The 24,099-nt window shown below is 69.4% G+C and carries 24 protein-coding genes; 11 read left to right on the top strand and 13 right to left on the bottom strand.

Going from position 1 to position 24,099, the window contains the following annotated elements; translation table 11 throughout:
* Positions 1-79: 79 nt before the first annotated feature.
* The 7 genes from prfB to CFK41_RS06455 all read right to left on the bottom strand — a co-directional run bounded on the left by prfB (position 80) and on the right by CFK41_RS06455 (position 7,914).
* Complete coding sequence (gene prfB, locus CFK41_RS06490) at positions 80-1,195, bottom strand: peptide chain release factor 2 (protein ID WP_096798921.1); 1,116 nt, start codon at positions 1,193-1,195, stop codon at positions 80-82.
* Positions 1,196-1,268: 73 nt separating this feature from the next.
* Positions 1,269-2,414, bottom strand: coding sequence for a glycerate kinase (locus CFK41_RS06485; protein ID WP_096798920.1), 1,146 nt, complete (start codon positions 2,412-2,414; stop codon positions 1,269-1,271).
* Positions 2,411-2,818 carry a pilus assembly protein TadG-related protein gene (locus CFK41_RS06480; RefSeq protein ID WP_227873235.1) on the bottom strand — a complete coding sequence of 136 codons (408 nt, stop codon included), beginning with the start codon at positions 2,816-2,818 and terminating at the stop codon, positions 2,411-2,413. The genes CFK41_RS06485 and CFK41_RS06480 overlap by 4 nt, the downstream gene beginning before the upstream one ends.
* A gap of 824 nt (positions 2,819-3,642) precedes the next feature.
* Complete coding sequence (locus CFK41_RS06470) at positions 3,643-6,033, bottom strand: DEAD/DEAH box helicase (protein WP_096798918.1); 2,391 nt, start codon at positions 6,031-6,033, stop codon at positions 3,643-3,645.
* Positions 6,034-6,130: 97 nt separating this feature from the next.
* Positions 6,131-6,922 (bottom strand): hypothetical protein, encoded by a 792-nt coding sequence (locus CFK41_RS06465; RefSeq protein WP_096798917.1) that lies wholly within the window; start codon positions 6,920-6,922, stop codon positions 6,131-6,133.
* A gap of 316 nt (positions 6,923-7,238) precedes the next feature.
* Positions 7,239-7,445 carry a hypothetical protein gene (locus CFK41_RS18045; RefSeq protein ID WP_174705962.1) on the bottom strand — a complete coding sequence of 69 codons (207 nt, stop codon included), beginning with the start codon at positions 7,443-7,445 and terminating at the stop codon, positions 7,239-7,241.
* 190 nt (positions 7,446-7,635) lie between these two features.
* On the bottom strand, positions 7,636-7,914 hold the full coding sequence (locus CFK41_RS06455) for a hypothetical protein (RefSeq protein ID WP_227873234.1): 279 nt from the start codon (positions 7,912-7,914) through the stop codon (positions 7,636-7,638).
* Between the two features lie 197 nt (positions 7,915-8,111).
* Here CFK41_RS06455 and CFK41_RS06450 point away from each other — a divergent pair, with 197 nt between their 5' ends.
* The 6 genes from CFK41_RS06450 to CFK41_RS18230 all read left to right on the top strand — a co-directional run bounded on the left by CFK41_RS06450 (position 8,112) and on the right by CFK41_RS18230 (position 15,586).
* The gene (locus CFK41_RS06450; protein WP_096798916.1) at positions 8,112-9,272 is read left to right on the top strand and encodes a YihY/virulence factor BrkB family protein; all 1,161 of its coding nucleotides are present in this window, start codon (positions 8,112-8,114) and stop codon (positions 9,270-9,272) included.
* Between the two features lies 1 nt (position 9,273).
* Positions 9,274-10,020: an SOS response-associated peptidase gene (locus tag CFK41_RS06445; protein ID WP_096798915.1), complete on the top strand. Its 747-nt coding sequence runs from the start codon at positions 9,274-9,276 to the stop codon at positions 10,018-10,020.
* 139 nt (positions 10,021-10,159) lie between these two features.
* On the top strand, positions 10,160-11,464 hold the full coding sequence (locus tag CFK41_RS06440) for a sensor histidine kinase (RefSeq protein WP_096798914.1): 1,305 nt from the start codon (positions 10,160-10,162) through the stop codon (positions 11,462-11,464).
* Complete coding sequence (locus CFK41_RS06435; RefSeq protein WP_096798913.1) at positions 11,461-12,162, top strand: response regulator; 702 nt, start codon at positions 11,461-11,463, stop codon at positions 12,160-12,162. The genes CFK41_RS06440 and CFK41_RS06435 overlap by 4 nt, the downstream gene beginning before the upstream one ends.
* 167 nt (positions 12,163-12,329) lie before the next feature.
* Positions 12,330-13,067: an ABC transporter ATP-binding protein gene (locus tag CFK41_RS06430; protein WP_096798912.1), complete on the top strand. Its 738-nt coding sequence runs from the start codon at positions 12,330-12,332 to the stop codon at positions 13,065-13,067.
* Complete coding sequence (locus CFK41_RS18230; protein ID WP_096798911.1) at positions 13,067-15,586, top strand: FtsX-like permease family protein; 2,520 nt, start codon at positions 13,067-13,069, stop codon at positions 15,584-15,586. Before CFK41_RS06430 ends, CFK41_RS18230 begins: the two co-directional genes overlap by 1 nt.
* Before the next feature lie 72 nt (positions 15,587-15,658).
* Here the strand turns inward: CFK41_RS18230 and CFK41_RS06420 are convergent, their stop codons facing one another.
* Positions 15,659-16,081 (bottom strand): hypothetical protein, encoded by a 423-nt coding sequence (locus CFK41_RS06420; RefSeq protein WP_096798910.1) that lies wholly within the window; start codon positions 16,079-16,081, stop codon positions 15,659-15,661.
* A 377-nt stretch (positions 16,082-16,458) separates the two neighbouring features.
* Here CFK41_RS06420 and CFK41_RS06415 point away from each other — a divergent pair, with 377 nt between their 5' ends.
* Positions 16,459-16,707, top strand: a complete 249-nt coding sequence (locus CFK41_RS06415) for a WhiB family transcriptional regulator (protein WP_015776066.1) — start codon at positions 16,459-16,461, stop codon at positions 16,705-16,707.
* A 204-nt stretch (positions 16,708-16,911) separates the two neighbouring features.
* On the opposite strand, the gene CFK41_RS06410 is transcribed toward CFK41_RS06415, so the two are convergent.
* Positions 16,912-18,405, bottom strand: coding sequence for a sensor histidine kinase (locus tag CFK41_RS06410; protein WP_096798909.1), 1,494 nt, complete (start codon positions 18,403-18,405; stop codon positions 16,912-16,914).
* A 112-nt stretch (positions 18,406-18,517) separates the two neighbouring features.
* Between CFK41_RS06410 and CFK41_RS06405 the strand changes: the two genes are divergently transcribed.
* A complete protein-coding gene (locus CFK41_RS06405; protein ID WP_096798908.1) occupies positions 18,518-19,024 on the top strand; it encodes a DUF2505 domain-containing protein in 507 nt (168 codons plus the stop codon).
* Positions 19,025-19,144: 120 nt separating this feature from the next.
* Here CFK41_RS06405 and CFK41_RS06400 read toward each other — a convergent pair whose 3' ends face one another.
* Genes CFK41_RS06400 through CFK41_RS06390 form a run of 3 tightly spaced genes read right to left on the bottom strand, consistent with a single transcriptional unit; the run spans position 19,145 to position 21,494 of the window.
* Positions 19,145-19,591, bottom strand: a complete 447-nt coding sequence (locus tag CFK41_RS06400; protein WP_096798907.1) for a DUF6912 family protein — start codon at positions 19,589-19,591, stop codon at positions 19,145-19,147.
* The gene (locus CFK41_RS06395) at positions 19,588-20,853 is read right to left on the bottom strand and encodes an AAA family ATPase (protein WP_096798906.1); all 1,266 of its coding nucleotides are present in this window, start codon (positions 20,851-20,853) and stop codon (positions 19,588-19,590) included. The genes CFK41_RS06400 and CFK41_RS06395 overlap by 4 nt, the downstream gene beginning before the upstream one ends.
* A complete protein-coding gene (locus CFK41_RS06390; protein WP_227873233.1) occupies positions 20,850-21,494 on the bottom strand; it encodes an SAF domain-containing protein in 645 nt (214 codons plus the stop codon). Before CFK41_RS06390 ends, CFK41_RS06395 begins: the two co-directional genes overlap by 4 nt.
* Positions 21,495-21,719: 225 nt before the next feature.
* Between CFK41_RS06390 and CFK41_RS06385 the strand changes: the two genes are divergently transcribed.
* Positions 21,720-21,959 (top strand): helix-turn-helix domain-containing protein, encoded by a 240-nt coding sequence (locus CFK41_RS06385; RefSeq protein ID WP_096798905.1) that lies wholly within the window; start codon positions 21,720-21,722, stop codon positions 21,957-21,959.
* 39 nt (positions 21,960-21,998) lie between these two features.
* On the opposite strand, the gene CFK41_RS06380 is transcribed toward CFK41_RS06385, so the two are convergent.
* The gene (locus CFK41_RS06380; protein ID WP_096798904.1) at positions 21,999-22,544 is read right to left on the bottom strand and encodes a hypothetical protein; all 546 of its coding nucleotides are present in this window, start codon (positions 22,542-22,544) and stop codon (positions 21,999-22,001) included.
* 315 nt (positions 22,545-22,859) lie between these two features.
* Here CFK41_RS06380 and CFK41_RS06375 point away from each other — a divergent pair, with 315 nt between their 5' ends.
* Together CFK41_RS06375 and CFK41_RS06370 are read left to right on the top strand one after the other, a co-directional pair.
* Entirely contained in the window at positions 22,860-23,690 is an 831-nt protein-coding gene (locus CFK41_RS06375; RefSeq protein WP_169928794.1) for a LysM peptidoglycan-binding domain-containing protein, read from the top strand.
* Entirely contained in the window at positions 23,687-24,088 is a 402-nt protein-coding gene (locus tag CFK41_RS06370) for an Rv3235 family protein (protein WP_096798902.1), read from the top strand. Before CFK41_RS06375 ends, CFK41_RS06370 begins: the two co-directional genes overlap by 4 nt.
* The last annotated feature ends 11 nt before the right edge of the window (positions 24,089-24,099 follow it).

The following is a 24,099-nucleotide window of genomic DNA, read 5'->3' as shown; positions in this document are numbered from 1 at the left end:
CCTGGTCAAGTGTGCGTGCGGCCGGTCACGTCGGCCGACGCCGCGGGCTGCTCCGGCGTCCTGCGCCGGAGCGCACCGCTCAGCTCTCGAGCTTGCCCTGCTCGGCGCGCCAGCGGATTCCCGCGTCGATGAACTCGTCGATCTCGCCGTCGAACACCGAGGAGGGGTTGCCCTCCTGGTACTCGGTGCGCAGATCCTTGACCATCTGGTACGGGTTCAGCACGTAGGAGCGCATCTGGTCGCCCCAGCTGGCCTTGACGTCGCCGGCGAGCTCCTTGCGCTCGGCGGCCTCCTCGGCCTTCTTCAGCAGCAGCAGGCGGGACTGCATGACCCGCAGCGCCGCGGCGCGGTTCTGGATCTGCGACTTCTCGTCCTGCATCGACACGACGGTGCCGGTGGGGAGGTGGGTCATGCGCACGGCGGAGTCGGTGGTGTTGACCGACTGGCCGCCGGGGCCGGAGGAGCGGAACACGTCGATCTTGAGGTCGTTCTCGGGGATCTCGATCGCATCGGTGGTCTCGATGAGCGGGATCACCTCGACCGCGGCGAAGGAGGTCTGGCGTCGTCCCTGGTTGTCGAAGGGGCTGATGCGGACGAGGCGGTGGGTGCCGCCCTCGACGGAGAGGGTGCCGTAGGCGTACGGGGCGGAGATCTCGAAGGTGACGGACTTCAGGCCCGCCTCCTCGGCGTAGGAGGTGTCCATGACCTTGGTGGCGTAGCCGTGGCGCTCGGCCCAGCGGAGGTACATGCGCATGAGCATCTCGGCGAAGTCCGCCGCGTCGACACCGCCGGCGCCCGCACGGATCGTCACCACCGCGTCGCGCTCGTCGTACTCGCCGGCGAGCAGGGTGCGCACCTCGAGCTCGTCGAGGGTCTTGTGGATGGAGACCAGCTCGTTCTCGGCCTCGGTGAGGGTGTCGGCGTCGTCCTCCTCGGCGGCGAGCTCGACCATCACCTCGAGGTCCTCGATGCGGGAGGACAGCTCGGAGATTCGGCGGCGCTCGGCCTGCGCGTGCGAGAGGGCGGAGCTCACCTTCTGGGCGTTCTCGACGTCGTCCCACAGGTCCTGGGCGGAGGCCTGCTTCTCCAGGTCGGCGATCTTCGCGTCGAGGGCGTCGACGTCCGTCACCTGCTCGATGGAGGACAGGGTCGAACGGAGCCGGGGGATCTCTACGGAGAAGTCGATGGAAGCCACGAGGCGTGAGTCTACGGCAGAGGGCTGGGCTTCTGCCGCGCACCCGAGGTCGCGGGGACTTCCGGCGCGGGGCTCAGCGGCTCTCCCCCGTGGCGTGCCCGATCGACTCCAGGAGCCAGATGCCGAGGTCGCGGCCCACCTCGACCAGCAGCTGCTCCCCCTCCTCGAGGGCGCGCCGGGTCGATCCGGCGCGGGACGTGAGATCCCACGCGACACCGATCCCGGCCTGCTCGAGCTGCTGCGGGTCGAGGGTGACGGCGCCCGCCACAGCGGCGACGGGCAGTCCGCGCTCATGCCCTCGGCGCGCCACCTCCGCCGGCCCCTTGCCCTGCAGGGTCTGGACGTCGAGCTTGCCCTCGCCGGTCACGACCGCATCGGCCTCGGCGAGCAGCGCGTCGACGCCGACGAGCTCGAACACGGCATCGGCGCCGGAGCGCTGCGCGGCGCCGAGGAGGAACAGGGCGAAGCCGGTGCCTCCGGCGGCTCCCGCTCCGGGCTGGTCGCGGTGGGTGCGATCGGGGTCGAGCACGTCGGCGGCCGCGGCGAGCTGGGCGTCGGCCACGTCGATCTCGGCGGCGGCGACGCCCTTCTGCGGCCCGTAGACGGCGGCGGCGCCGTCGGGGCCGAGCAGCGGGTTGGTCACGTCGTTCGCGGCGATCAGGGTGACGCCGTCCAGGAGGTCGAGCGCCGGGGCGAGGTCGGCACTCACGAGGGCGCCGAGGCCGTCCAGCCCCGGGCCGATGTCCGTGCCGTCGGCGGTGAGGAGCTGTGCACCGAGGCCCTGGAGGAGTCCGGTGCCGGCGTCGGTCGAGGCGCTGCCTCCGAGGCCGACGATGATCGTGCGGGCACCGGCGTCGACGGCGGCGCGCACCAGGTCGCCGAGTCCCCGGGTGGAGGCGGTGCGGGGGGCGAGCTCGCCCCCGGGGAGTGCCTGGAGGCCGACGGACTCGGCGAGCTCGAGGACCGCGACCTCGTCGCGCAGCGCCCAGCGGACGGGCCGGGAGCTCCCGGTGGGTCCGGTGATGGTGGCGGCCTGTGCCGTGAACCCGGCGGCGAGCGCCGCATCGACGGTGCCGTCGCCGCCGTCGGCGATCGGACAGGACAGCAGACGCAGCTCGGGGGCGGTCTCGGCGATGCCCCGGCGCAGGAAATCCACCACCCGGGCGGCGGTGAGCGTGCCCTTGAACTTGTCCGGGGCGAGCAGAACGGTGGGGGTCATCGGGCGCGGGCCTCTCCGTCGACGGTCAGTGGGATGGCGGTGCCGGTCCCTCGCGTGAACCATCCTGCCAGGGGCGGATGCGTCCGCGCGGAGAGGACCACGTGCACGGTGCCGTCGGGGTCGACGGTGAGGGACGAGATGTGGATGTCCTCGGTGCTGGTGGTCTCGTGCGGGTACTCGCGCAGGTGCGCCTCCGCGGCGGCACGGGCGGAGCCCTCGTGGATCGCCGCCCCCTCGCCGTCGGTGTAGATCCGGGCGGGATCCACCGACTGGGCGGCGGCGAGCGCGGCGCTGTCCGCGGCGTGCTGCAGGCCGTTGCGCTCGAGCTGGACACCGGTGATGGCGGTCCCGACGGCGATCACCATCAGGATGACCACCAGGACACCGGTGCTCAGAACGGTCATCGATCCTCGGGCGTCGAGCGCTCGGGCCCGGAGGGTGCGGAGCAGGTCGCGCATCATCGCCCCGCGCTGTACTGGTCGACCTGCACGGCATGGGAGGCGCCGACGGTCACCGGACCGGACTGCCCCAGCACCGGGCCCAGGCCCGGCACGGGCACCGGGATCCGTACCTGCGCGACGGCCCTACGCCCGGGGAGGCGCACGGGTCTAGGCGTCCCACCACAGAGCCGAAGGTGTCAGAACCAACACCCCCTTCTGCTGAATCAGAGCCTGATACCTACGGTGTCGGTGACAGTTCCACGACCGGCAACGTCACGTTAACCATCTACTCAGTCGAGTTCACTGACTCCATTGCGACGGCGGAAGGTTAATACCTCACCTCAGACGCGGCTGGACAGCTTCTCCCCATCTAGTCCACCTATTCGAACAGCAAAACTCAGACCTCTCGTTCGGGAACACCGACCTTAACATCCACGTGCTCGACACAGAAAGGCGGAAAATTGCCCCAGTCTTCGAAACCGCCAGCACCCCCGGAAACCCTGGTTGCAACAACCGCCTTTCGCAAGACACGCCCCACGAATGGGACTGCGCTTTTAAGGCCGTCGCCGGGGCATCTCCGCCCTCCATCTCAGTGACCGACTGAGAAGTGGTTCGAGCCAGTCTGGTTTGAGATCGAGCGGTAGCGCACAGCGCGAAATGCGGGCTGCCCCCAACAGGGCGCCACCTTCTTGGAGCTCAGCGAAATCTACGTCGACCTCGATGGCGCGAGTGAAGTACTTCTGGCGATGAGACAGCTCTCACCATATCACAGAGAGTCGAGCGCCTCGTCAGGGAAGGAGCAGCCCGTCGAAGTCCAGGCCCACGTTAACCAACGTCTGAGCCTCGTAGGCCAAGATGTCGTTACGGTCATCTCGTCGCATCGCATCGGGTAACTCGGGACCTACCGCAACCTGATTCAGAGGTGAATTGACCTTGACCAGAGCCCCGTAATCGTCCTTCACAAGCCGGGCGAGTTCGGGCGAGAAGCCGTTCCGTAGCAGACAGATCAGATAAGAATCATCGGTCCCATACTTGATCCGGTGGTACAGACTCTCGGACACCAGTTCCAGGTCAAACAAGATCTCGATGTATTTGAGCAACCGGAAGTCAACGAAGTCTTGCTCCTCCTTGATCTTGACCACCGCAAGATTCACTAGTTGTGCCCGGGACTTGGTCTGCATCTGCACGAACAGCTCGCGGAATCCGTCGCCGTAACGCACCTCGCCCCACCGATGGCCGACGTAGACGTATTCGTCGGTAAGGTTCGACCAGTACCTGACGAAGTGGGATATCATCCGCCTGAACGGCTCGTTTCGACTTCGCCAATCCAAGAACATGCCGTAAAAACGACGTGCCCCGACGGTGTCGCGGACTCGCGCCAAGTCGTCACCGTCGGGTAGATCGATACCCGTCAGGAAGATCTCGACGATCGCATTCAGAAGCGCCTCGACATCGTCGATCTGCTCATTGTCGGCGCGTTCGTCAACACGTTCTTGCAGTGTCTTCTCCAAGTCTATGATGTCGAAGTCGCGAACCCCGTGCCGGTAGCAGAGCCGCCCGACCTCGGTGGACGCGATGCGCGCCCCGACCACGGTGGTAACGCCCGACTCGATGTTCTCGAGAAACTCCAACGCGGCCTGGCGGTCGGAGACCTCCTCGGCCTTCTCCAGAAGCGGATTCTGCACCTTGTCTTCGACGACAGACGCGACATTAGCGACCGAGCTGAGGAACGAGTCGACGTTCCAGTTTCTACGCGCATAGCTACTGGGTATGAGATGAATCCGGGGCTGAAGCAGCGAAAGATCGCCGCGCTCTGGAGAGAACACCTCACTGAACCGGCCCACTCTTCCAGCCAGGTTCCTGAAGGCGGATCGAGACAGGTTCGCGCGCCCGCGAGTACCCGTCATCATGATGAGCCGGTCCGCTGGCGTGTTTACGCCCTCGAGCAGCGTCGAGGTCGTGACGATAAACCGGGGGTCCGGCGAATCATCGTCGCGGAACAGCTCCTCAATGTAGAGGCGGAGGGAATCAGGCACTTGGCTGTGATGGAACGTGACGCCGCGCTTGATTGCGTCGATAAGGCTGTAGCGCGGGTCGATGAGATCCGCGATAGCAGCGACAGCCCGAGTTGCGGCAGGTGATAGATCGACAGCGGGTCTATGCGACGCGAGCCGCGATGCGAGGTCTTGTGCGTCTTTCGGCCGGTTCACATAGACGAGATTCCGATGCGCCCCCGCCTGCAGCACTGCCTCGACCTCGTCAGCGGGCGTCTCGGCACCCAATTCGAAGGTCTCGTTCAGAAATTGGTCGTAGAGCCGGTGCGGCTCCCCCGGTGGCGTGATCACGAAGCGCTCGATCTTCACATGCTCGTTGACAGCCTTGGCCAGGGTCGCCTGATCCGCGCCGTCTACATGGCGGAGATTCTCCGGGGAGGCAATGAACGGAGTGTAATAGGTTATCGCCAGCTGCGGATTCCGAGATCGGGCGATGAGGATCACCTGTGACAAATCGATCGCTCGGGTATCACCCGGTAGCAGATTGTGCGCCTCGTCAACCAAGAGCTGGTCGATCTCAAGATCAACGTTCTCAACCAGCAGACGCTGCAGACGTTCCTGCGTCATCACCGCAATGAACCGAACATCATGGTTGAATGCCTCGGGGTGGGTGATAACGCGAACACGAGAATCACGCACACGGTCATCGGCCACGATGTTGGACCTTGTCTGTGCGATGAGGGCGCGCGAAGGCACCAGCACGCAAGTGCGGCTTTGCAAGTTGGAAACGACCTTATCGATCAGCATTTCCGACTTGCCGTACGAGGTCGGCGCTACCACAACCGCGTCGGGCTCACGTGCGTTGAACTCGCGCAACTCCATCTGCCCTCGCGTTCGGTAGATTCTGCGCAGTCCAACCGTTTCCTCGAAGTTGGTCGAGTGTGCGGCAAAGAACGTTTCTGAAAGCGACGTATCCTCTACGAGCAACGGATGAAGACGTTCTATCGCAGCAACCAACGGGATGAGATCGCGAGACTGCGCGATCTCGCGCAGGGGCTCATAGTCCCCCGTCGCCTCACCGTATTGCAGGAAGATTCGGTAGCCAAGTCGTTGAACAGCATCGTCGCTTGAGCGCGACATAAACACGCCGAATCGGAGCACGTCGATGTACTCTTTGTCCGACATCGCCGCTCCAGTGACGAGCTTTTCGTAAACTCTGGCGAAGTTGGACCCCGAGAGGTTGCGAGCATTGCGAACTTGCCTGAGTGTCAGATTGACCGGGTTAGGCAATTGTTACCTCGCGTAAGTGCTCGACGACTGCTTCCAGGGCATCCTGCTGGATTACGAGAATCCGGACATCCGCGAAGTCCTCGCCCGTCGATATCGAATCAAGAATCTGTTGCATCCCTTCGTTCGTCACCTCACAGTGATCGAGTTCATGCATCACCGCGCCGGCAAGCACGGCACGCTTCCTGATCGCGCCACCTTGGCGAACTGTCTCGCTATCACTTCGCAGAAGTTCTCGGGCAGTACTCGCGTACCCGCCCTCCAGGGTGAGACGAGTGTCGTTCAAGGCAGCATCCCAACGTGACAAGTGATGGGCGTCATCCAGCATGGACGCAAGTGATGACGCCGCGATCTCGATCAGGGAGGCGGCCTTCTCGTCTGCGCTGCTGGATGCCGACACCTCCCCCGACTTCACTTCGCCATACCAGAAAGCCGTGTCGCTGGATCCCAAGAAGGTCAAGTCGAACCCCTTCTTGATACTGCGTTCTTCCTTGTTGAAGTAGACAGCAGCGGACGTCAGCTCAGCGTGAAGAAGCGGCATAAGGACGTGAACGATCAGCTCTCCGGCCATGCCGAGCTGCGTCGTCCGGGGCTTCGGGTCATACCGACGGAGAAACTCTGCGACCGTCTTCTCGAACGAGTAGAAGTTCAGATCCTCGCTCACAGTCACCGCGCCATAGCAGTACTCAGCAAGCCGGCCACGCACGTGGGCGCGAAAATCCTCGGATATCGCGCGAACAATCACAAGCGTGGCGCTCTCTGTCACTTCGACGTCGATGCCCTCCATGACTCAAAGCTATCGCTTAACACTCCGGCAGCGCGTCACTTGCGGCTCGTGAAAGCCCCGTGTCGACGATCAGCCACCTCCGGCAGTCGCCGCGAGGCAAGGTGAAACCCACCAGCGCAATGGCAGATGGGCTTCGACTCAGGCTGACGCAGGCACTGGCTCTGCCCTGCGCTCCTTGCGTCCGCTGCGCAGATACGGGCCTGCCAGTGCAGGGGCGATGGCAAGAGGAGCAAGTATCGCCATGAAGATGCCAACACGAAAGGAGCCCGCAAGCCGAAGGCCGGGTGCGGCGCAGAGCCGATGGCCGAGCCGAGCATCACGCCGAGGCTGATGAACGACGCATGGATGGTATTGACCAGCGGTGCCGTAGCCCCGGCGCGCTGGACGCTGACACCATCGCCGGGTTCATCGTCACTCCGACCAGTCCGATTCCGAGCATAAACACCAGCGCCCGCGGCGGAACCCCGGTGTACAGCGCGAAGCCAGCCAGGAAAAGCGCGTTGGGCACGGTGCCGATCAGCAACGTGGAGATCGTAGTTCGATCCGCCACCCGGTTGGCGATCGTGTTGCCCACCAGGGCGGCAGCCCCGTAGACCAGCAGCAGGGCAAGTTCGAGGCAGTTGGAGCGGCCGGTGATTTCGGTGAGGATCGAACTGAAGAAGCTGAAGACACCCTGCTCTGCGCTCCGGAACCGCCTGTTGACAGAGGAGCGGCTATCCAGTTCGCGCGGGCGTGTTCAGCCAGATCTCCTCGATGCTCGGATCGTCCAGCATCTCCTGCAGCGGTCCGAAACCGCCGATCCGGGCGGCGACCTCGGCGACCATGGTCTCGTCGTCATCGCGCAGCACGGGCACCTCGCCGGAGGAGGACCTCCGGTCGTAGTGCGTCATGACCTCGCGGATCAGCGGCTCGAGCTGGTCGGCGTGCACGTCCAGCCCGCGCCGGCGGATCAGCTCGCGCGATTCGCTCTCGATGATGGTGGCGGCGTCCATCCCATCCCCCCGAGGCCCCTGCCGAGAGGTCCTCTTGTGCCGTTCGTCGGATGACGCACCCCGCGCCATCCCCGTCACTCTAGGGCGGATCAGCGCCTCATGAACGGCACTCTCAGCAATTGTGGATAACTCTCCCGGCCCTCTCCCATGGCAGGATGAAAGCAGTCCGTGAGCCACCCGACCCCAGGAGCACCCTCATGGCCCACTCCAGCACCACCGAGGGCGATGCCGCCCCGTCGCTGAACGGCACCACCCTGAAGTACATGGCCAAGCGCGTGCTCACAGAGTTCGGGCGCGACGGCGGCACCGACCAGGCCGCGAAGCTCACCTACTTCATGGTGCTCTCGATCGCCCCGACCCTGCTGGCCCTGTTCTCACTGGCCACGCTCCTGCTGTCCGGGATGAAGGATCAGATCGCCGCCCTGCTGGTCGACCTCATCAACCAGGCCGCAGGCGGCAGCGGGCTCGGCGCCGACGGGGCGGTGAAGTCCACCGTGACCTCGCTCATGGGCTCCTCGACCGGCGGCACGGTCGCCCTGATCATCGGTATCGCGACGGCCCTGTGGTCCGCCTCCGGCTACATCAAGGCGTACGGCCGCGTCGCCAACCACATCTACGACGTGCCCGAGGGGCGCGGCCCGATCCGCATGAACGGCACGATGCTGCTGCTGACGATCGCCATGATCCTCGGGATCCTGCTGGTGATGATCTCGATCCTGCTCAGCGAGTCGATCGTCCAGGGCCTGCTGGGCCCGATCTCCTCGACCATCGGGGCCGAGGGTGTGCTCTCCTTCCTCCTGGACTCCTTCCTGCCGATCTGGACGTGGGTGAAGTGGCCGGTGATCCTGCTGATCGCCTTCGCGCTGATCTCGCTGCTGTACTGGGGCGCGCCGAACCTCAAGAAGCCCTTCCGCTTCATCTCTCCCGGTGGCGTGTTCGCGATCGTCGGCATCGGCGTCGCCGCGGTCGCGCTGTCGATCTACATGGGCACCGTCGCCGGCTACTCCAGCTACGGCGCCATCGGCGGCATCATGGCGGTGCTGTTCGCCCTGTGGGTCATCAACATCGTGATCATCATGGGCGCCGAGGTCGACGCGGAGTACGAGCGGGTCCGCGAGCTCTCCGCCGGCAAACCCGCCGAGGACTCCCTCGCCCTGCCCATGCGCGATGCGACCGGCGCGGAGAAGGCGCAGGCCAAGCACGACAAGCTGGTCGACGAGGGCCGCGACATCCGCCTGCAGAACCTCCACCACGACGCCGACGCCTACACCGGCGAGGATGCCCGCCTCACCCCGCGCAACGGAGTGCCCGCCGTGGATGCCGACGGCGAGACCGGCGCGGAGACGAAGGACTCCTGAGATGTGCGGACGCTTCGCCTTCTTCCAGGAGATCGAGCCGCTGATCGACGATCTCGGCGCGGTGGACCTCACCGACCCGCATCTGCGCAGCCGGTGGAACATCCCGCCCACGGCGCCGATCCACGTGGTCACCGAATCGGTCGACAAGGAGTCCGGCGAGGTGGTGCGCGCCCTGCGCGCGGCGCGCTGGGGCCTGCTCCCGCCCTTCGCGAAGGACGCCTCCTTCTCCTCCCGCACGTTCAACGCACGCCGCGAGACCCTGGGCGAGAAGCCCAGCTTCCGCGGGAGCCTGGGCCGGTACCGGGCCATCGTCCCCATGGACGGCTACTACGAGTGGGCGCACGACGAGAAGGGCAAGCGCAAGCAGCCCTACTTCATCGCGCCCGAGAACGGCTCCCCCCTGTTCATGGCGGCGCTGGTGTCCTGGTGGAAGGGCCCCGGCGGCCATGAGGGCCCGGCGGCGAGCGAGGACGGCACCTTCCTCCTCTCCGCCACGATCATCACCCGCGAGGCCACCGGGGAGCTCGCCGAGCTCCACGACCGCACGCCGGTGATGCTGCGGCGCGACGAGGTGGACTCCTGGCTCGACACCTCGATGGACGACCGCCACGCGGCGCAGGAGTGGATCCTCGAGGACTCCCACCTCCTGGACGATGCGACCCTGTCCGTGCGCGAGGTGGATCCCGCGGTGGGGAAGGTGGGCAACGACGGTCCGGAGCTGCTCGAGGGACCCCAGCGGCTGCTCTGAACCTCTCGGAGCCGTGCTCTCCGCTCCGGTCCCATCGGCCGATCGTCCGGCACGATGTGACGCACCGGCCAGACCACCCGGGCTCCTGTCCGACCGCGGTCTGACGTCCGCGCGCACCAGGCCCCGTACCCTCGAGACCATGACCGATGGGACCGCACAGGCTCCGGGCACGCCGTCGCCGCGCACCCGGCGCATCGATCCGTTCCGATGGATCGTCGAGAACCCCGGCACCGTCGACCTGCTGGTCTTCGGGTCCGCCGCCTTCCTGCTGCTCGTGTTCGCCGTCCTCACCGGCTCGATCAGCTGGTGGACCCTGTTCTCGGTGCCGATGGTCGCCGTCGGCGCGCTGTGCCGGGTGCGCCCTCTGACCGGGGTGCTCGTGATCGGCTCCCTCGCGGTGCTGCACGTCGCGGTGGGCACCCCCGTGGTCGCCGGCGACATCATGACGTTCTACGCGATGTTCTGCGCGGTCGCGTACGGCGGCGGCGTGGTCCACGCCATCGGCGTCGCCGCCGGCATGCTCGGTGTGCTCGTGCAGGCCACCGTGGCGGCCGTCGAGGCGCTCCGGTCCCCGTACGCGAGCGTCTGGGAGGCGGTGACGGCCTTCGGCGTGCTGACCGTCGTCGGCACGATCACCATCATCGCCGTGTGGGCGCTGGCCAACCTGCAGCGCGCCCGGGTGCGCCAGCTCGCCCTCACCCGGGAGCGTGCCGAGCAGGCGATGCGCGAGCGGGAGCAGCGCACGGCCCTCGCCGTCTCCGAGGAGCGCAGCCGCATCGCGCGCGAGATGCACGACGTGGTCGCCCACTCGCTGTCGGTGATCATCGCGCAGGCCGACGGCGGCCGCTTCGTCGCCTCCCAGAAGCCGGAGAAGGCCGCGGAGGTGCTCGGCACCATCGGGGAGACCGGACGCGCCGCGCTCGCGGACATGCGCTCGCTGCTCGGCGTTCTGCGCCAGGAGGACGAGACGAGCTACGGGCCGCAGCCCGGCCCCGAGATGCTCCCCGATCTCATCGATCGCGTGCGCAGCGCCGGCCTGGAGACCGAGCTGCAGATCGAGGGCGCCCTCTCGGATCTCCCCCAGGCGATGGGCATGTCCGTGTTCCGCCTGGTCCAGGAGTCCCTGACCAACGTCCTCAAGCACGCGGGCCCCGGCGCGAGTGCGAGCGTGCGGATCCGTCGCACGCCCCAGGAGCTCACGATCGAGGTGCTCGACGACGGCCAGGGCGTGGACCCCGACTCCGACGGGCTGGGCCACGGCCTGACCGGGATGCGCGAGAGGATGTCCGTGTTCGGCGGCACGCTGCGGGCCGAGCCGCTCCCCTCCCGCGGCTATCGGGTGCGCGCCGTCGTGCCGCTGGCGACCCCCCGCTCGGCCTCGTCACCTGCCCGCCCCGTCCCCCCGGCCGCCCCCGTCCGTCCCCTCCGAGGAGAGCTCCGATGACCTCACCGACCGAACGCCCCGTGGACCTCCCCCTGCGCATCGCCCTGGTCGACGACCAGCCGCTGGTGCGGGCAGGGTTCGCGATGGTCATCGACTCGCAGGACGACATGGAGGTGGTGGTCCAGGCCTCCGACGGCGCGGAGGCCGTGCGCGAGCTGCGGGGACGCCGGGTCGACGTGGTGCTCATGGACGTGCGCATGCCCCACAAGGACGGGATCGAGGCCACCGCCGAGATCCTCGCCGACCTGCCTCCCGAGCGGGCCCCCCGCATCATCGTGCTGACCACCTTCGACCTCGACGAGTACGTGGTCGCCGCGATCCGGGCCGGGGCCAGCGGCTTCCTGCTCAAGGACGCCCAGCCCGAGGACCTCCTCGGCGCGATCCGCACCGTCCACCGCGGCGACGCGGTGATCGCCCCGTCGGCCACCCGCCGCCTGCTGGAGCGCGTGGTCGCCGCGCCGGAGCCCGAGGAGCAGGACACCTCGATCCTCGCCCCGCTCACCGAGCGCGAGCGGGAGGTGCTGGTGCTGATGGGTCGAGGCTTCTCGAACCAGGAGATCGGGGCGGAGCTCTTCGTCGCGGAGGCCACCGTGAAGACCCATGTGGGCCGGGTGCTCTCCAAGCTCGGGGCCCGGGACCGGGTGCAGGCCGTGATCATCGCCTTCGAGACCGGCCTGGTCGCCCCCGGCGCCGGCTGAGAGAGCTCTCGGCCGGATCCGGCAGGAGGCGTCAGACCACGGTATGACTCCGCTCTGACCAGGAGCGGATCATCTCCGTGCAGGGACCTCCCAGGGGTTGACGACGTCGGCGGACGACGCGGGAGAGCATCGGTGATGACCGTTGCACCTCTCGCGAAGGACCACCGATGACCACCGCTCCCCAGGCCGCTCCCCCGACCCCCACGGACGCGCTCCCGCCCGCGATCGTCGCCCGCGACGTGAGCCGGACCTACGGCACCGGCGCCGGCGTCGTGACCGCGCTGGACGGCGTCGATCTCGACGTCGCCCGCGGCGGGTTCACCGCGATCATGGGCCCCTCCGGATCCGGCAAGTCCACTCTGCTGCACGTGCTGGCCGGGCTCGACGTCGTCGACTCCGGCTCGATCGTGCTCGACGGCACGGAGATCACGACCCTGGGCGACGACGCCCTCACCAGGCTCCGCCGCGAGCAGATCGGCTTCGTCTTCCAGTCCTTCAACCTGCTGCCCATGCTCACCGCGGAGCAGAACATCCTGCTGCCCCTCGAGCTCGCGGGCAAACGCGCGGACCGCGCCTGGCTGGAGACGCTCACCACCGCCTTCGGCATCACCGACCGCCTCTCCCACCTGCCCTCGCAGCTCTCCGGCGGCCAGATCCAGCGCGTCGCGATCTCCCGTGCCCTGGTCACCTCGCCGGCGGTCGTCTTCGCCGATGAGCCGACCGGCAACCTCGACTCGCACTCCACCGAGGAGGTCCTGGACTTCCTGCGCCTGAGCGTGGACGAGTTCGACCAGACCGTCGTCATGGTCACCCATGAGCGCGAGGCCGCCGAGCGTGCCGATCGCATCATCACCCTCGCCGACGGCCGGATCGCCTCCGACGAGGACCTGCGGGGCACCCGCTGATGGCACGCCCCGCCCGCATCACGCTCACCCCGATCCGACGGCACGTCGCGGCCGTCGTCACCATCGCGCTGTCCTGCGCCTTCGTGGCCGTCATGGTCATCGCCGGGAACCTCATGCAGGCCTCCCTGCGCTCACAGGCCGCTCAGGGCTTCGAGGGGGCGGACCTCGAGATCCAGCGCCCGCTCACCGACGAGCAGTGGAGCGCCGCCGAGCCCCTCGAGGCACCCCAGGTCGCCGGGACCGAGAACGTCTGGCCCCAGCTGCAGACCTACCTGGAGCTCAGCTCCGCCGGCGGCGGCGCCGTCTTCGTCTCCACCGCCATGCTCCCCCCGGGCCAGGAGACCTCCACGGCTCTCGCCGACGGCAGGCCGTCGAGCTCCGCGTCGGAGATCGTGCTCGACGAGCCGGCCGCCGCCGCGCTCGAGGTGGGCCTGGGCGACACCGTCACCCTGCCCGCCGACAGGTCCACCAGCGGTGAGACGCACCGCTTCACCGTGGTCGGCATCGCGAAGGGACCTCAGGGATCGGTGCTCGGCGGCACGCCCCGAGCGCTGCTGACCCCAGAGAACGCGGAGGCGCTGCTCGGCCCGAGCGCCGGGACCACCACCGACGTCTGGCTCGCGAGCGTCCCCGAGGGCACCGACCCCGCGGACGTCGTCGCCGACCCCGGCTCCGACACGGGGGACCTCACGGTCCGCACCGCCGCCGACGCCGAGGAGGAGGCGGCCTCGGACTTCCTGCGGGGCTTCGCCGCCCTCGGGGGGATCCTGGCCGTGTTCGTGGTGATCGCCCTGTTCACCAGCGCCGTGGTCATCGCGAACACCTTCGCCGTCACGATCGCCCAGCGCACCCGCAGCCTCGCCCTCCTCCGCACCCTCGGGGCGACCCGTGCCCAGGTGCGATCGGTGGTGCTGCGCGAGTCCGCGACCGTGGGCCTGATCGGCGCCGTCCTCGGCATGCTCGGCGGCCACCTGCTCGTCCAGGCGGCGCTCGCCGGCGCCGCCGGCCTCGGATGGGTCGACAGCCTCGTGCTCGTCCCGGTGAGCCTGCTGTCCCTCCTGCTGCCCGTGGCGGCAGGGCTCGTGATCACCCTCGGAGCGAGCCTCGCCCCCATGCGCGCCGCGACCCGCGTCGCACCGCTCCAGGCCCTGCGTCCGCTCCCTCCCGTGGTGCGCCGCGGGCCGGGGGTGCGCGGAGTCCTCGGGCTGATCGCCGCGGTCGCGGGGATCCTGCTGCTCGGCGGAGGCACGGCCCTCGCCCTGACCGGCATCCCCTCGCTGGGCATCCTGCTGGCGATCGTCGGAGGCGTCCTCAGCTTCACAGGCGTGCTGATCTCCCTGGTCACCATCACGCGCCCGCTGGCCGCGCTGCTGGGCAGGGTGATCGGCCGGGTCGGCGGGCTGCCTGCCAGGATCGCGAGCGCCAACGTGGCGCGCAATCCCCGCCGCAGCGCGGCGACGATCGCCGCCCTGCTCATCGGCACCACGCTCATGACGATGATGGCGGTGGGCGCCCGCACTGCCGAGGCCACGCTGACCTCCGAGCTGGACTCCCGGCGCCCCATCGACCTGGTGGTCTCCGCCGAGGAGATGCCGGACCAGGCGGTCGATCAGATCTCGGCGATCGACGGCATCGACCGGGCCCGGCAGGGCGCGCGCGGGGACATCCCGGTGGGAGTCTCCGAGCCGATGACCCTCTTCGGCCTCTCCCCTGAGACGGTGCGGGAGACCTCCCACCGCCCGGACGCCGCGGACGATCTGGTCGACGGTGTGGTGCTGCTCGGCCAGGAGCGGGCGGAGCGCTTCTCGGTGACCGACGGACAGGTCCTGCAGGTCGAGGGCGCCGACGGCGCGACCCACGATCTGACGGTCACGGTCGATGCGAACCTGCAGATGTCGCTGGTCACCCCTGCCACTCTCGAACAGCTCGTCGGGGACGCGGCCACGCCCGTGGTCGTCGCCGACTTCGCCGATCCCGGCACTCCGGAGCGGGAGGGCGTCGACGCCATGGCGATCATGGACTCGGTGAACCAAGCGGTGGCCGGTGACGGCTGGGAATCGGGATCTGCCGACGCCGGCGGTGCGGAGCGCGAGGCCTACGCGGAGATCCTGCAGATCCTGCTGGGCATCACCGTCGCCCTGCTCGCGGTCGCCGTGGTGGTGGCACTGGTGGGCGTCGCGAACACGCTCAGCCTGGGTGTCATCGAACGCACCGGCGAGAACGCCCTGCTGCGCGCGCTGGGCACCACCCGGCGTCAGATGCGGGCGATGCTCGGCTGGGAAGGCGTGCTGCTGGCCGTGGTCGGGGCCGTGCTGGGCATCGTGATCGGCAGCATCTACGGCGTCCTCGGGATCCAGGCGCTGCTGGGATCGAGCTATCCGGTGTCGATCACCATCCCCTGGGTGCAGGTGGGCCTGGTGCTGGTGCTCGCGATGACCGCCGGGGCCCTCGCCTCGGTGCTGCCGGGAAGGGCGGCCGCACGCACCGCCCCGGCGGCTGCGCTCGCCGACGCGGACTGACCTGCCAGGACGCCGACGGGCCCCGCACCGGAAGAGTCGGTGCGGGGCCCGTCGGCCTCGAACGGAAGGGGGTCAGCGTCCCCGGCCGGGAAGCGGTGTCGAGGTGACCAGCCTGGTCAGCAGGACGAACAGCACTACTGCGAGGATCAGCGCCAGCGCGCCCTGCCAGTACAGCGCGCCGCGCAGGAGGCTCGCCCCGATCAACGCCTGGAAGAGCTGCCAGGTGATCCCGAAGCCCAGGCCGAAACGGCCCTTGACCAGGATCGACCGTGCGGCGACCGCGAGAGCGAGGGCGAACAGCAGCAGGAAGATCCCCAGCCCGGTCCCGAAGCGCGTATCGAGCATCCCGCCCGAGACCCCGATGAAGCAGTAGGTGGCGGTGGCGGCGAGCAGGAGCGCCTCGAGGCCGAGCAGCGCGGCGACCACGGGCCGGCGGCGCGGATCAGCCACCTCGGCATCGGTGGCGGGTGCGGAGGAAGGGGAGTCGGTGGGCATGGTGGCACTGTAATGGTCGTGGGGAGCCGGGTCCGCCGACGTGCGACCCGCATCGCCCACCGGCCCTCGACCGTCGCCCTGCTCCTGCCCCGCTCAGCACTTTCCCGGGCCGGATGCAACGCCTTCGTGCCCGGCATCACGAGGTCCGGGGATGGTGTGGGAAGTGACACCAGGTCGGCGGGCGGAGACCCTTGTCGAGGCCGCGACCTGCCCAGAGAATGGACAGCGACTCGTCACGCCGACGGGCACCGCTCGAGCTTCCGCTCCCGGTCCCGCCTCGACGAGTCGCTGACCCGAGAACGCCCCCCTGGGGAGCGACCCTCGCCGCGTCGCGCCCCACGGGGTGAGGCGTGGCGTCCTGGAAAGAGAGAGTGACGATGGACTGGCGCCACCGTGCCGAGTGCCTCAACCATGATCCCGAGCTGTTCTTCCCCATCGGGAACACCGGACCGGCGATCACGCAGATCCAGGAGGCGAAGGCGGTGTGCCAGAAGTGCGACGTCATGACGGCGTGCCTCAAGTTCGCGCTCGAGTCCGGTCAGGACTCCGGCGTCTGGGGCGGTCTCTCCGAGGATGAGCGCCGCTCCCTCAAGCGCCGCAACGCCCGCGCCCGCCGCGCCGGCTGATCCCACCCTGCGGCGACGCGACCTCACCGTCACGGCGCCGCAGGCCTTCTCCGGGCTCCCTCCGCCCCGGCACCCCCGAGAACCGGGGCACCCCGAGAACCGGGACTCCCCGAGAAGCACGGCACCCTCGTCCCGCAGCGCGAGACCGCAGCGCGAGACCGCTCCGCAGGAGACCTCTGAGCACAGGATCTCAGAGCGCAGGTCTCAGAGCGTGAGCGGATCCAGGTAGACGTCCACCACCGCACAGGTGCCGCCGTCGCCACGGCTCTCCCACGTGAGCGTGCCGCCCAGCTGTCCCTGCACCAGAGTCAGCGCGATGTTGGTGCCGAGGCCCGTGGGCTTGGCCGCCCCCATCCCTCGACCGTCGTCCTCGATGGAGATCACCAGGTGCGAGCCGGTGCGCTCGCTGCGGATCGTGAGCGTTCCCCCGGTCTCCGAGAGCCCGTGTTCGACGGCGTTGGTGGCCAGCTCCGTGACGACCAGCGCCAGCGGCGTCGCCTCCTCCGCTCGGATCGATCCGACCCGACCGATCTTCTCGGTGCGCACCTCGACCTGGGCCTCGGCGAGCTGCGGCGATCCCGCCCGGTGGACGGTCGCGCTGGCCGCGTCGACGGCGAGACGCAGGCACCGATCGATCACCTCGTCGAAGTGCACCGCCTCCTGGGATCCCTGCAGGAGCGACTCGTGGACCAGCGCGATCGTCGACACCCGTCGCATCGCCTCGGCCAGCGCCTCGCGCGCCTCATCGGTCTTCATGCGCCGCGACTGCATGCGCAGCAGCGCGGCCACCGTCTGCAGGTTGTTCTTGACCCGGTGATGGACCTCGCGGATCGTCGCGTCCTTCGTGATCAGCTCGCGCTCCCGGCGGCGCAGCTCGGTCACGTCGCGCACCAGGATCACCGCGCCGGTGCGGGTGCCCTGATCCGTCAGCGGCACCGCCCGCAGGGAGAGCGTCCCGCCGCGAGCCTGCATGTCCGATCGCCAGGCGGCCCGCCCCATCAGCACCAGCGGGAGGGACTCGTCCACGGGGCTGCGCGACTGCAGCACCTCGGTCGAGAGCTCGGCGAGGGTGATGCCCTCCATGTCCCCTTCGATGCCGAAGCGGTGGAAGGCCGAGATCGCGTTCGGGGAGATCCAGCGGACCACTCCGGCCTCGTCGAGCTCGACCACGCCGTCGCCGACACGCGGCGCACCACGACGGGGCGGGATCGGGGCGCCCTCGATGGGGAAGGCACCGTTCTCGAGCATCCCCAGCAGCCTGCTGCCCAGGCGACTCTTCTGGGTCTCGTTGTGCGAGGTCTTGGCGTCGTCGTCCGGGCTCTCGGCCGCCAGCACGGCGAGGGTGCGGCCGTTCTTGCGGACCGGGACCAGCAGGCCGACGGCGGTGCGGCCCTCGCGCTCCATCGACATGGTGCTGCGGAGGGACTCGCCCCCTGCCAGCAGCCTGGCGATCTCCGTGCCCTCGGGGCCGTCGCCGCTCATGCTCCCCACCGGGTCCTCGTAATAGACCGTGGATCCGGTGGCGGGGCGGCAGTGCGCGACCGCCAGCGCGCCCTCCTCCTCCTGGATCCACAGCACCAGGTCGGCGCGCAGCAGGTCGGAGAGCAGGTTCCAGTCACCGACCAGGTGCTGCAACCAGTCGGCCTCCTTCTCGGAGAGACCACGGTTGTCGGCGAGGAACTTGGACAGGCTCGGCATGCAGACAGGATAGGTGCCCGAGCCGACCGCCTGTGACCGTCCCGCGGTCGGTCACGGAGAGACGTCGCCCCTGCCCTAGGCTGAGGCCGAACAGTTCCGAGGAAGGACCAGGATGAAGCTTCGCGAGACGTTGAACCTCCCGCTGTCGGCCGCAGATGCCGCCGCCATGTACGCCGACACCGAGTACACCGCGATCCGTCGCACCACGCTCGGTGCCTCGAAGGCGGAGTCGTCCGTGCAGGGCGACCCCGCCGGGGCCTTCACGGTCCGCACCGAGCTGGCGATGCCCACCGATCGGGTGCCGGACATGGTGCGGCCCTTCGTCGGGTCCGCCGTGACCATCCACGAGACGCAGGCCTGGTCCGCGCCGGGCGCCGACGGCGCCCGTCAGGGGACGATGACGCTCGAGGTCGCCGGCACCCCGGCCGGTCTCACCGGCACGATGCGGCTCGTGCCCGGCGGCGAGTCGAGCAGCAGCCTCGAGATCGACGGGGACCTGGTCGCGAAGATCCCGCTGCTGGGGCCGCGTCTGGAGAAGGCGGCCGTCCCGTACGTCTCCACCGTGCTCCGTGCCGAGGAGCGCTCCGCGCGGTCCTACGCGCAGTCGCGCACCGACTGATCGGCTCCACCTCCGGGCTCGGCCCGGAGTCGAGCTGCACCGCGTCCGAGCAGCGCCGCGTCTGAGCAGCGCCGCGTCTGAGCGGCGCCGAGATCGGGCGGTTCGGAGATCGGGTGCGGCTCAGGCGCCAGCGGCGGCGTCCAGGAACTCGAGCGCTTCCGAGCCCTCCCCGGCGTCGAACCACAGCAGCGCCGGGTCCGTGTCGTCCGCGTCGGCGGCCTCGGCGGTCTGCTCGGTCACATGGAAGCTGGCGATCCTGGCCGAGCGGAGCTCGCGGAGGCGGATGCCGAACGCTCCCCCGTCCTCCGTCGCCGGCAGGACGGCGCCATCGGGCACGTCGGCGGCGATGACGAGCACCCGCTCCGTGCTCCGAGCGCCGGTGAAGGCGACGTGCACCGCGTCCTGCAGCGCCTCGTACTCGAGGTCCTCCTCGTCCTCGCCGGGACGATCCGCGCTCGCCTCGCTCGTCACGGCCCACGCCGCACGCCCCTCCTCGAGGTCGACGTTCGCACGGGCGTCCTGGATCGCCGGCCGGTCCTGCGGGGTCAGCGGGAGATAGAGCCTCATGAGGTCATCTTCTCACCGGCTCCCAGCCGTCGTCGCCACGCCGGTGCCGCGCGGTCGGGGGCGATGACGGGCGCCGGGGCGTCGCCCAGGACCGCTGGGGACGCCGCGAGGTCGCGGAGGCCCCGGCGCAGGGCGGAGCGCGCGGCGGACTCGGCCAGCAGAGCTCCGTCCCAGGCCGCGGCGCGGCAGGCCGCAGGGTCGTCCGGCAGCAGGTTCAACGAGGCGAGCGGCAGGCGCGAGCCGATGAGCTCCCGCAGGCGCTCCCCCGGGACGGGAGGACCCACGCGATTGACGACGACGTGGAGCTCGGTGACCCCGAGCTCCTTGAGCCGCGAGTGGTCGCGCAGCAGGCGCGTGATGCTCACCGGATCCGCCGAGACGACGGCGATCACCGCGTCCGCCGCCTCGAGGACGCTGATCGCCGCGGCGTTCCTCTGCGGTGCCGCGGTGTCGTAGCTGAGCTCCTCGTCCTCCTCCAGCACCGCGGCGACATCGGCGATCACCAGTCCTCCGCGGCGTGCCAGAGCGCTCCACACGCCGTCCAGCGCGCTGCGCCGCAGCTCGGCCCAGCGCCCGGGAACGCCGATGCCGCTGAGCAGACGCAGCCGGGGCTGGACCTGCGGGAGCAGCGAGTCCATCGTCTCCTCGTCGAGGGTGCCGCGATCATGGGCCCGCGCGGCCGCGACCAGCCCGGGTGCCTCGTCGAGAACCCCGAGCATCTGGCTCTGCGCCGGCCCGTAGGTGTCCGCATCGACCAGGACCGTCTCCCGCCCTGCGGCGGCGGCCTCGGCGGCCAGGTTCACGGCGATCGTGGACCGACCCGGCCCACCGACCGGCCCCCACACCGCGACCATCCGCCCCTCGGCTCCGGGCTCCGGAGGCACGGCCTCCTGGACCCAGTCGCCGTCCTCCGCGGTCTCTCCATGGACGGCCGACTCCAACGCCGCGAGGATCTCCTCGACCGGAGCCTCCGAGGACACCACGTGGCGCAGTCCGAGCATCGTGCTCTCCGGGGAGTCGACCGGCCGCAGTCCCACCACGGCGGCATCGCGCATCATCGCCGTGAGCACATCGCGCCCGAGGCCGCGGACCGTGAGGTCGATGACCACCGCGTCGCCGATGCCCGCCGCCGTGACCGCGAGGGTCTCGGCGAGATCGGCGCAGCGACGCACCACCCGCGCCTCACCACCCTGGCCGGTCGCCAGGTCATGGACGATGCGCACCTCGTCGCTGCCGGAGGCGCACAGGACGATGTCGATCACGGGGCGAGTCCGTGGGCTCCCGGGATGCCGATGACATCCAGCTGCTGATCCTGCGAGAGGACCTCGAGCACCTCGCCGAGGCTGTCGCTGGGCACCAGCACCTCGACGGACATCTTCTGCATCCCCAAGGTGCTGCCCTCGTCCACGCTGCGCACCACGGCATCAGGGACGAGCATCCGTGCTCGCATCTCCGTGCCGTCCTCCGTGGTCGGCGCGGTGTGCCAGAGCTCCACCGTCGCCCCGGGCACGACGGACTCCGCGACCGATGCATCCACCGGGATCACCACCGGCCGGAGCTGGACCTCCTCCGACTGCCCGACCGCCGACATCGGCACGAGCTCGCCGGGGTGGATCGTGCGCAGGGCGACGGATCCCTCCGGGATCGCGTCGACGCTTCCCAGATAGCGATCCGTCTGCTCGCCGAGACGCAGCTCGACGGCGACGAGGTCCTCCGCGCTGATCGTGTCGCCCGGGACGATCGCCGACCGGGCGATGAGCACGGAGGTCGTCTCCGAGAGACGGGAGACGAGCACCGCCCCCATCAGCACGCTGGCCACCACGAGGACGATTCCGACGATCAGCCGCGGATCCTTCCATCGCGGCGTGCGCAGTCTCATCATCGCTGCAGTGGCCCCCACCATCGGCTCCTCCCCCTCGCCCGGCTCAGGTCACCGGGATCTGACGGGAGGCTACGTCAGCGAGGGCTCCGATGGGGCCGAAGCCGCCCCATTGTGGAGAACTCGGTGCACCGAGCTGCCTGCCAACAGTTCCCAGGGGACTCTTCCACAGGCAGGGATCCCGGACCCTCCGAAGGTGAGAGACTGTCGGAACACCCTCCCCGGTGGGAATGATCGGAAGGACCCTCGATGCCACCTCGTTTCGTGCCGCTCAGCGACGTCGCGGAGACGCTCTGCATCTCCGCCTCGCAGGCGTACGCCCTGGTGCGCTCCGGCGAGCTCCGGGCGATCAAGGTCGGTGGCCGTGGACAGTGGCGCGTCGAGACCACGGAGCTCGAGTCGTACATCCAGCGCAGCTACAAGGCCACGGAGACCCTTCTCGAGGAGGAGCGTCGCCAGGAGCGTGCGAAGGCCGACGGAGCTCGCTGACTCCTCGGGACCCCGGTTCGGCGCCGCTCGTGCGAGAGCTCACCGCAGCTGCACGAGCAGCAGCCCCGCGAGCGTCACGGTGATCCGAGTTGATCCCGGCACCGAGGTGGGCTCCCCGGTGGGCAGTGAGCGGAGGTCCATGGCGTCGGCACCGACCGCGGCGATCCTGCCCGTCACCGAGCCTGCCGCTGTTTCCACCCGCACCACGCTCCGGTCCCGCGCGATCTCCCGGAGGACGGAGCCCAGGCGCCGCGGTGCACGCAGGGACTCCTCCGCGGGCCGCACCCGGGGAGGCAGTCCCTCGATCATGGCGATCCCGGGCAGCGGGACCACCGCGCTGCGCCTCCCCCCGGCTTCCGCGAGCACGACCCAGTCCGAGCCCACCTCCTGCACCGTGCCGCTCACCCGGAGCGTCGCGCCGAGATGCAGCGTCAGCCGATGGCCCTCCGCTCCTCGGAAGCGATCGGCGAGGGTGAGCTGAGCGAGCTCTGCCCGCGTGAGGTCCTCGGAGACCGCGCGCACCTCCTCCTGTTCGTGGTGCGCGAACTGGCCCTCGAGATCGTCGAAGATCCGCTCGAATCGCATGGCCCCACTGTAGGGCCACGCACCGGCGTGCGCTCCAGCGCGCTGAGAGCCCGACGACCGGGCATCCTGCCGTGACTGGACCACGCATCCTCCCCACGTGCTCCCCGTCCACACGGTGCCTGAAGGATCTTGCGAAACACATCACATGCGACTACTTTGCATGGAAAGATCGCAACGAACACCAAACGCGATCAAACTGCATCATCCGGCATGACTTCCACTCATCGCGGCGATGCACGACTCTCGGGGGGATCCATGCACGAGGACACGTCGACACCCGCACCGGCCAGACCCGGCGCAAGTCTGGTGTGCGGGGTGATCGCGGCGGCCAGCGCCGCCGCGATGGGCCTGGCGATCCCCACCCTGCATGACCTGCTGGAGTCCTCCCAGGGGCACGAGACCCTGATCGCCTGGGTGCTGCTCGGCCTCGCCGTGATGGGCACTCTGCTGTGCGCCTATCTGGCGCTGGTCTGGGGACTCGCGGTGATGATCCTGCTCGCCGGCCCAGCCAGCCGGACCGGTGCCGCCGTGCTGGTCATGCTGCGGGTGCTCGCGCCCCGACTGGCTCGCCGCCTCGTGGGTGGAGCGGCGGTGGCCACGGCGACCACGGCCCTCACCCTGGCACCCGGCCTGGCCGCTCAGGACTCCTTGTCGACCGGTCCCGATCTCGAGCCGGCTCCCCTCACCCAGTCTGCAGAGCTCGACGCGGGCGGGACCGAGCCCGCTGACACCGCAGCCGAGGCGTCGGCCCCGGAGGGCGGCGCCGCCGAGCGACCTGACACCTCTCCTCGCCTGCCGCCTCTGGGCTGGGACGGAGATCCGGGGACGTCCCCGGCGGGAGCTGCTTCCGGGGGCTCAGACGTGGCGTCCGGCTCCGGCACCTCTGGACCGTCGACAGGCGCCCCGACCTCCCGCGGACCGGCTCAGCTGCCGGTGCGCACCGTCGTCGTCGACCGCGGGGACAGCCTGTGGAGCATCTCGGACGAGCTCCTGGGGCCCGCGCCGTCGGATCCCGAGGACATCGCCGCCGCCTGGCCGCTGCTGCACGAGGCCAACCGTGACCTCCTCGGCGAAGATCCGGACCTCCTCGAGCCCGGACAGGAACTCACCGTCCCCTCCGCACTGACCCCTCAGGACACGCCATGACCACCACCGACCAGCGCACCGCCCAGTCCGTCGCCGGTGCGACAGCCTTCGCCCCGGAGGACCCTCGCTCCGTCGAGGCGCTGGTCGCACCCGTGGCGCGCCGTGCCATCGAGATCGTGCGCGACATGCGGCCCGAGAACTCGCTGGCGCGCCTCGTGACCCCGGAGGTGGGGCAGAACCTCGCGCGTCGCGCCTCGCTGACGCGCCGGCTGCGCGCGACCACCGGCTATGCGCCGCAACGCCAGATGATGGTCACGGGCGTGCGGATCTGCGTGGTCAACCAGCAGACGGTCGAGGCCAGCTGCGTGCTGCGCGAGCCCGACCGTGCACGATTCCTGGCGATGCGGTGGGAGCTGCGCCATACGGGCTGGCGCGTGACCGTGCTGGAGATCGGCTGAGTCGGAACCGA

Origin of the sequence: Brachybacterium ginsengisoli (assembly GCF_002407065.1) — a bacterium.
Taxonomy (GTDB): Bacteria; Actinomycetota; Actinomycetes; order Actinomycetales; family Dermabacteraceae; genus Brachybacterium; species Brachybacterium ginsengisoli.
The sequence above is the reverse complement of the archived record's forward strand: the minus strand, read 5'-3'. Positions and strand labels throughout refer to the sequence as shown.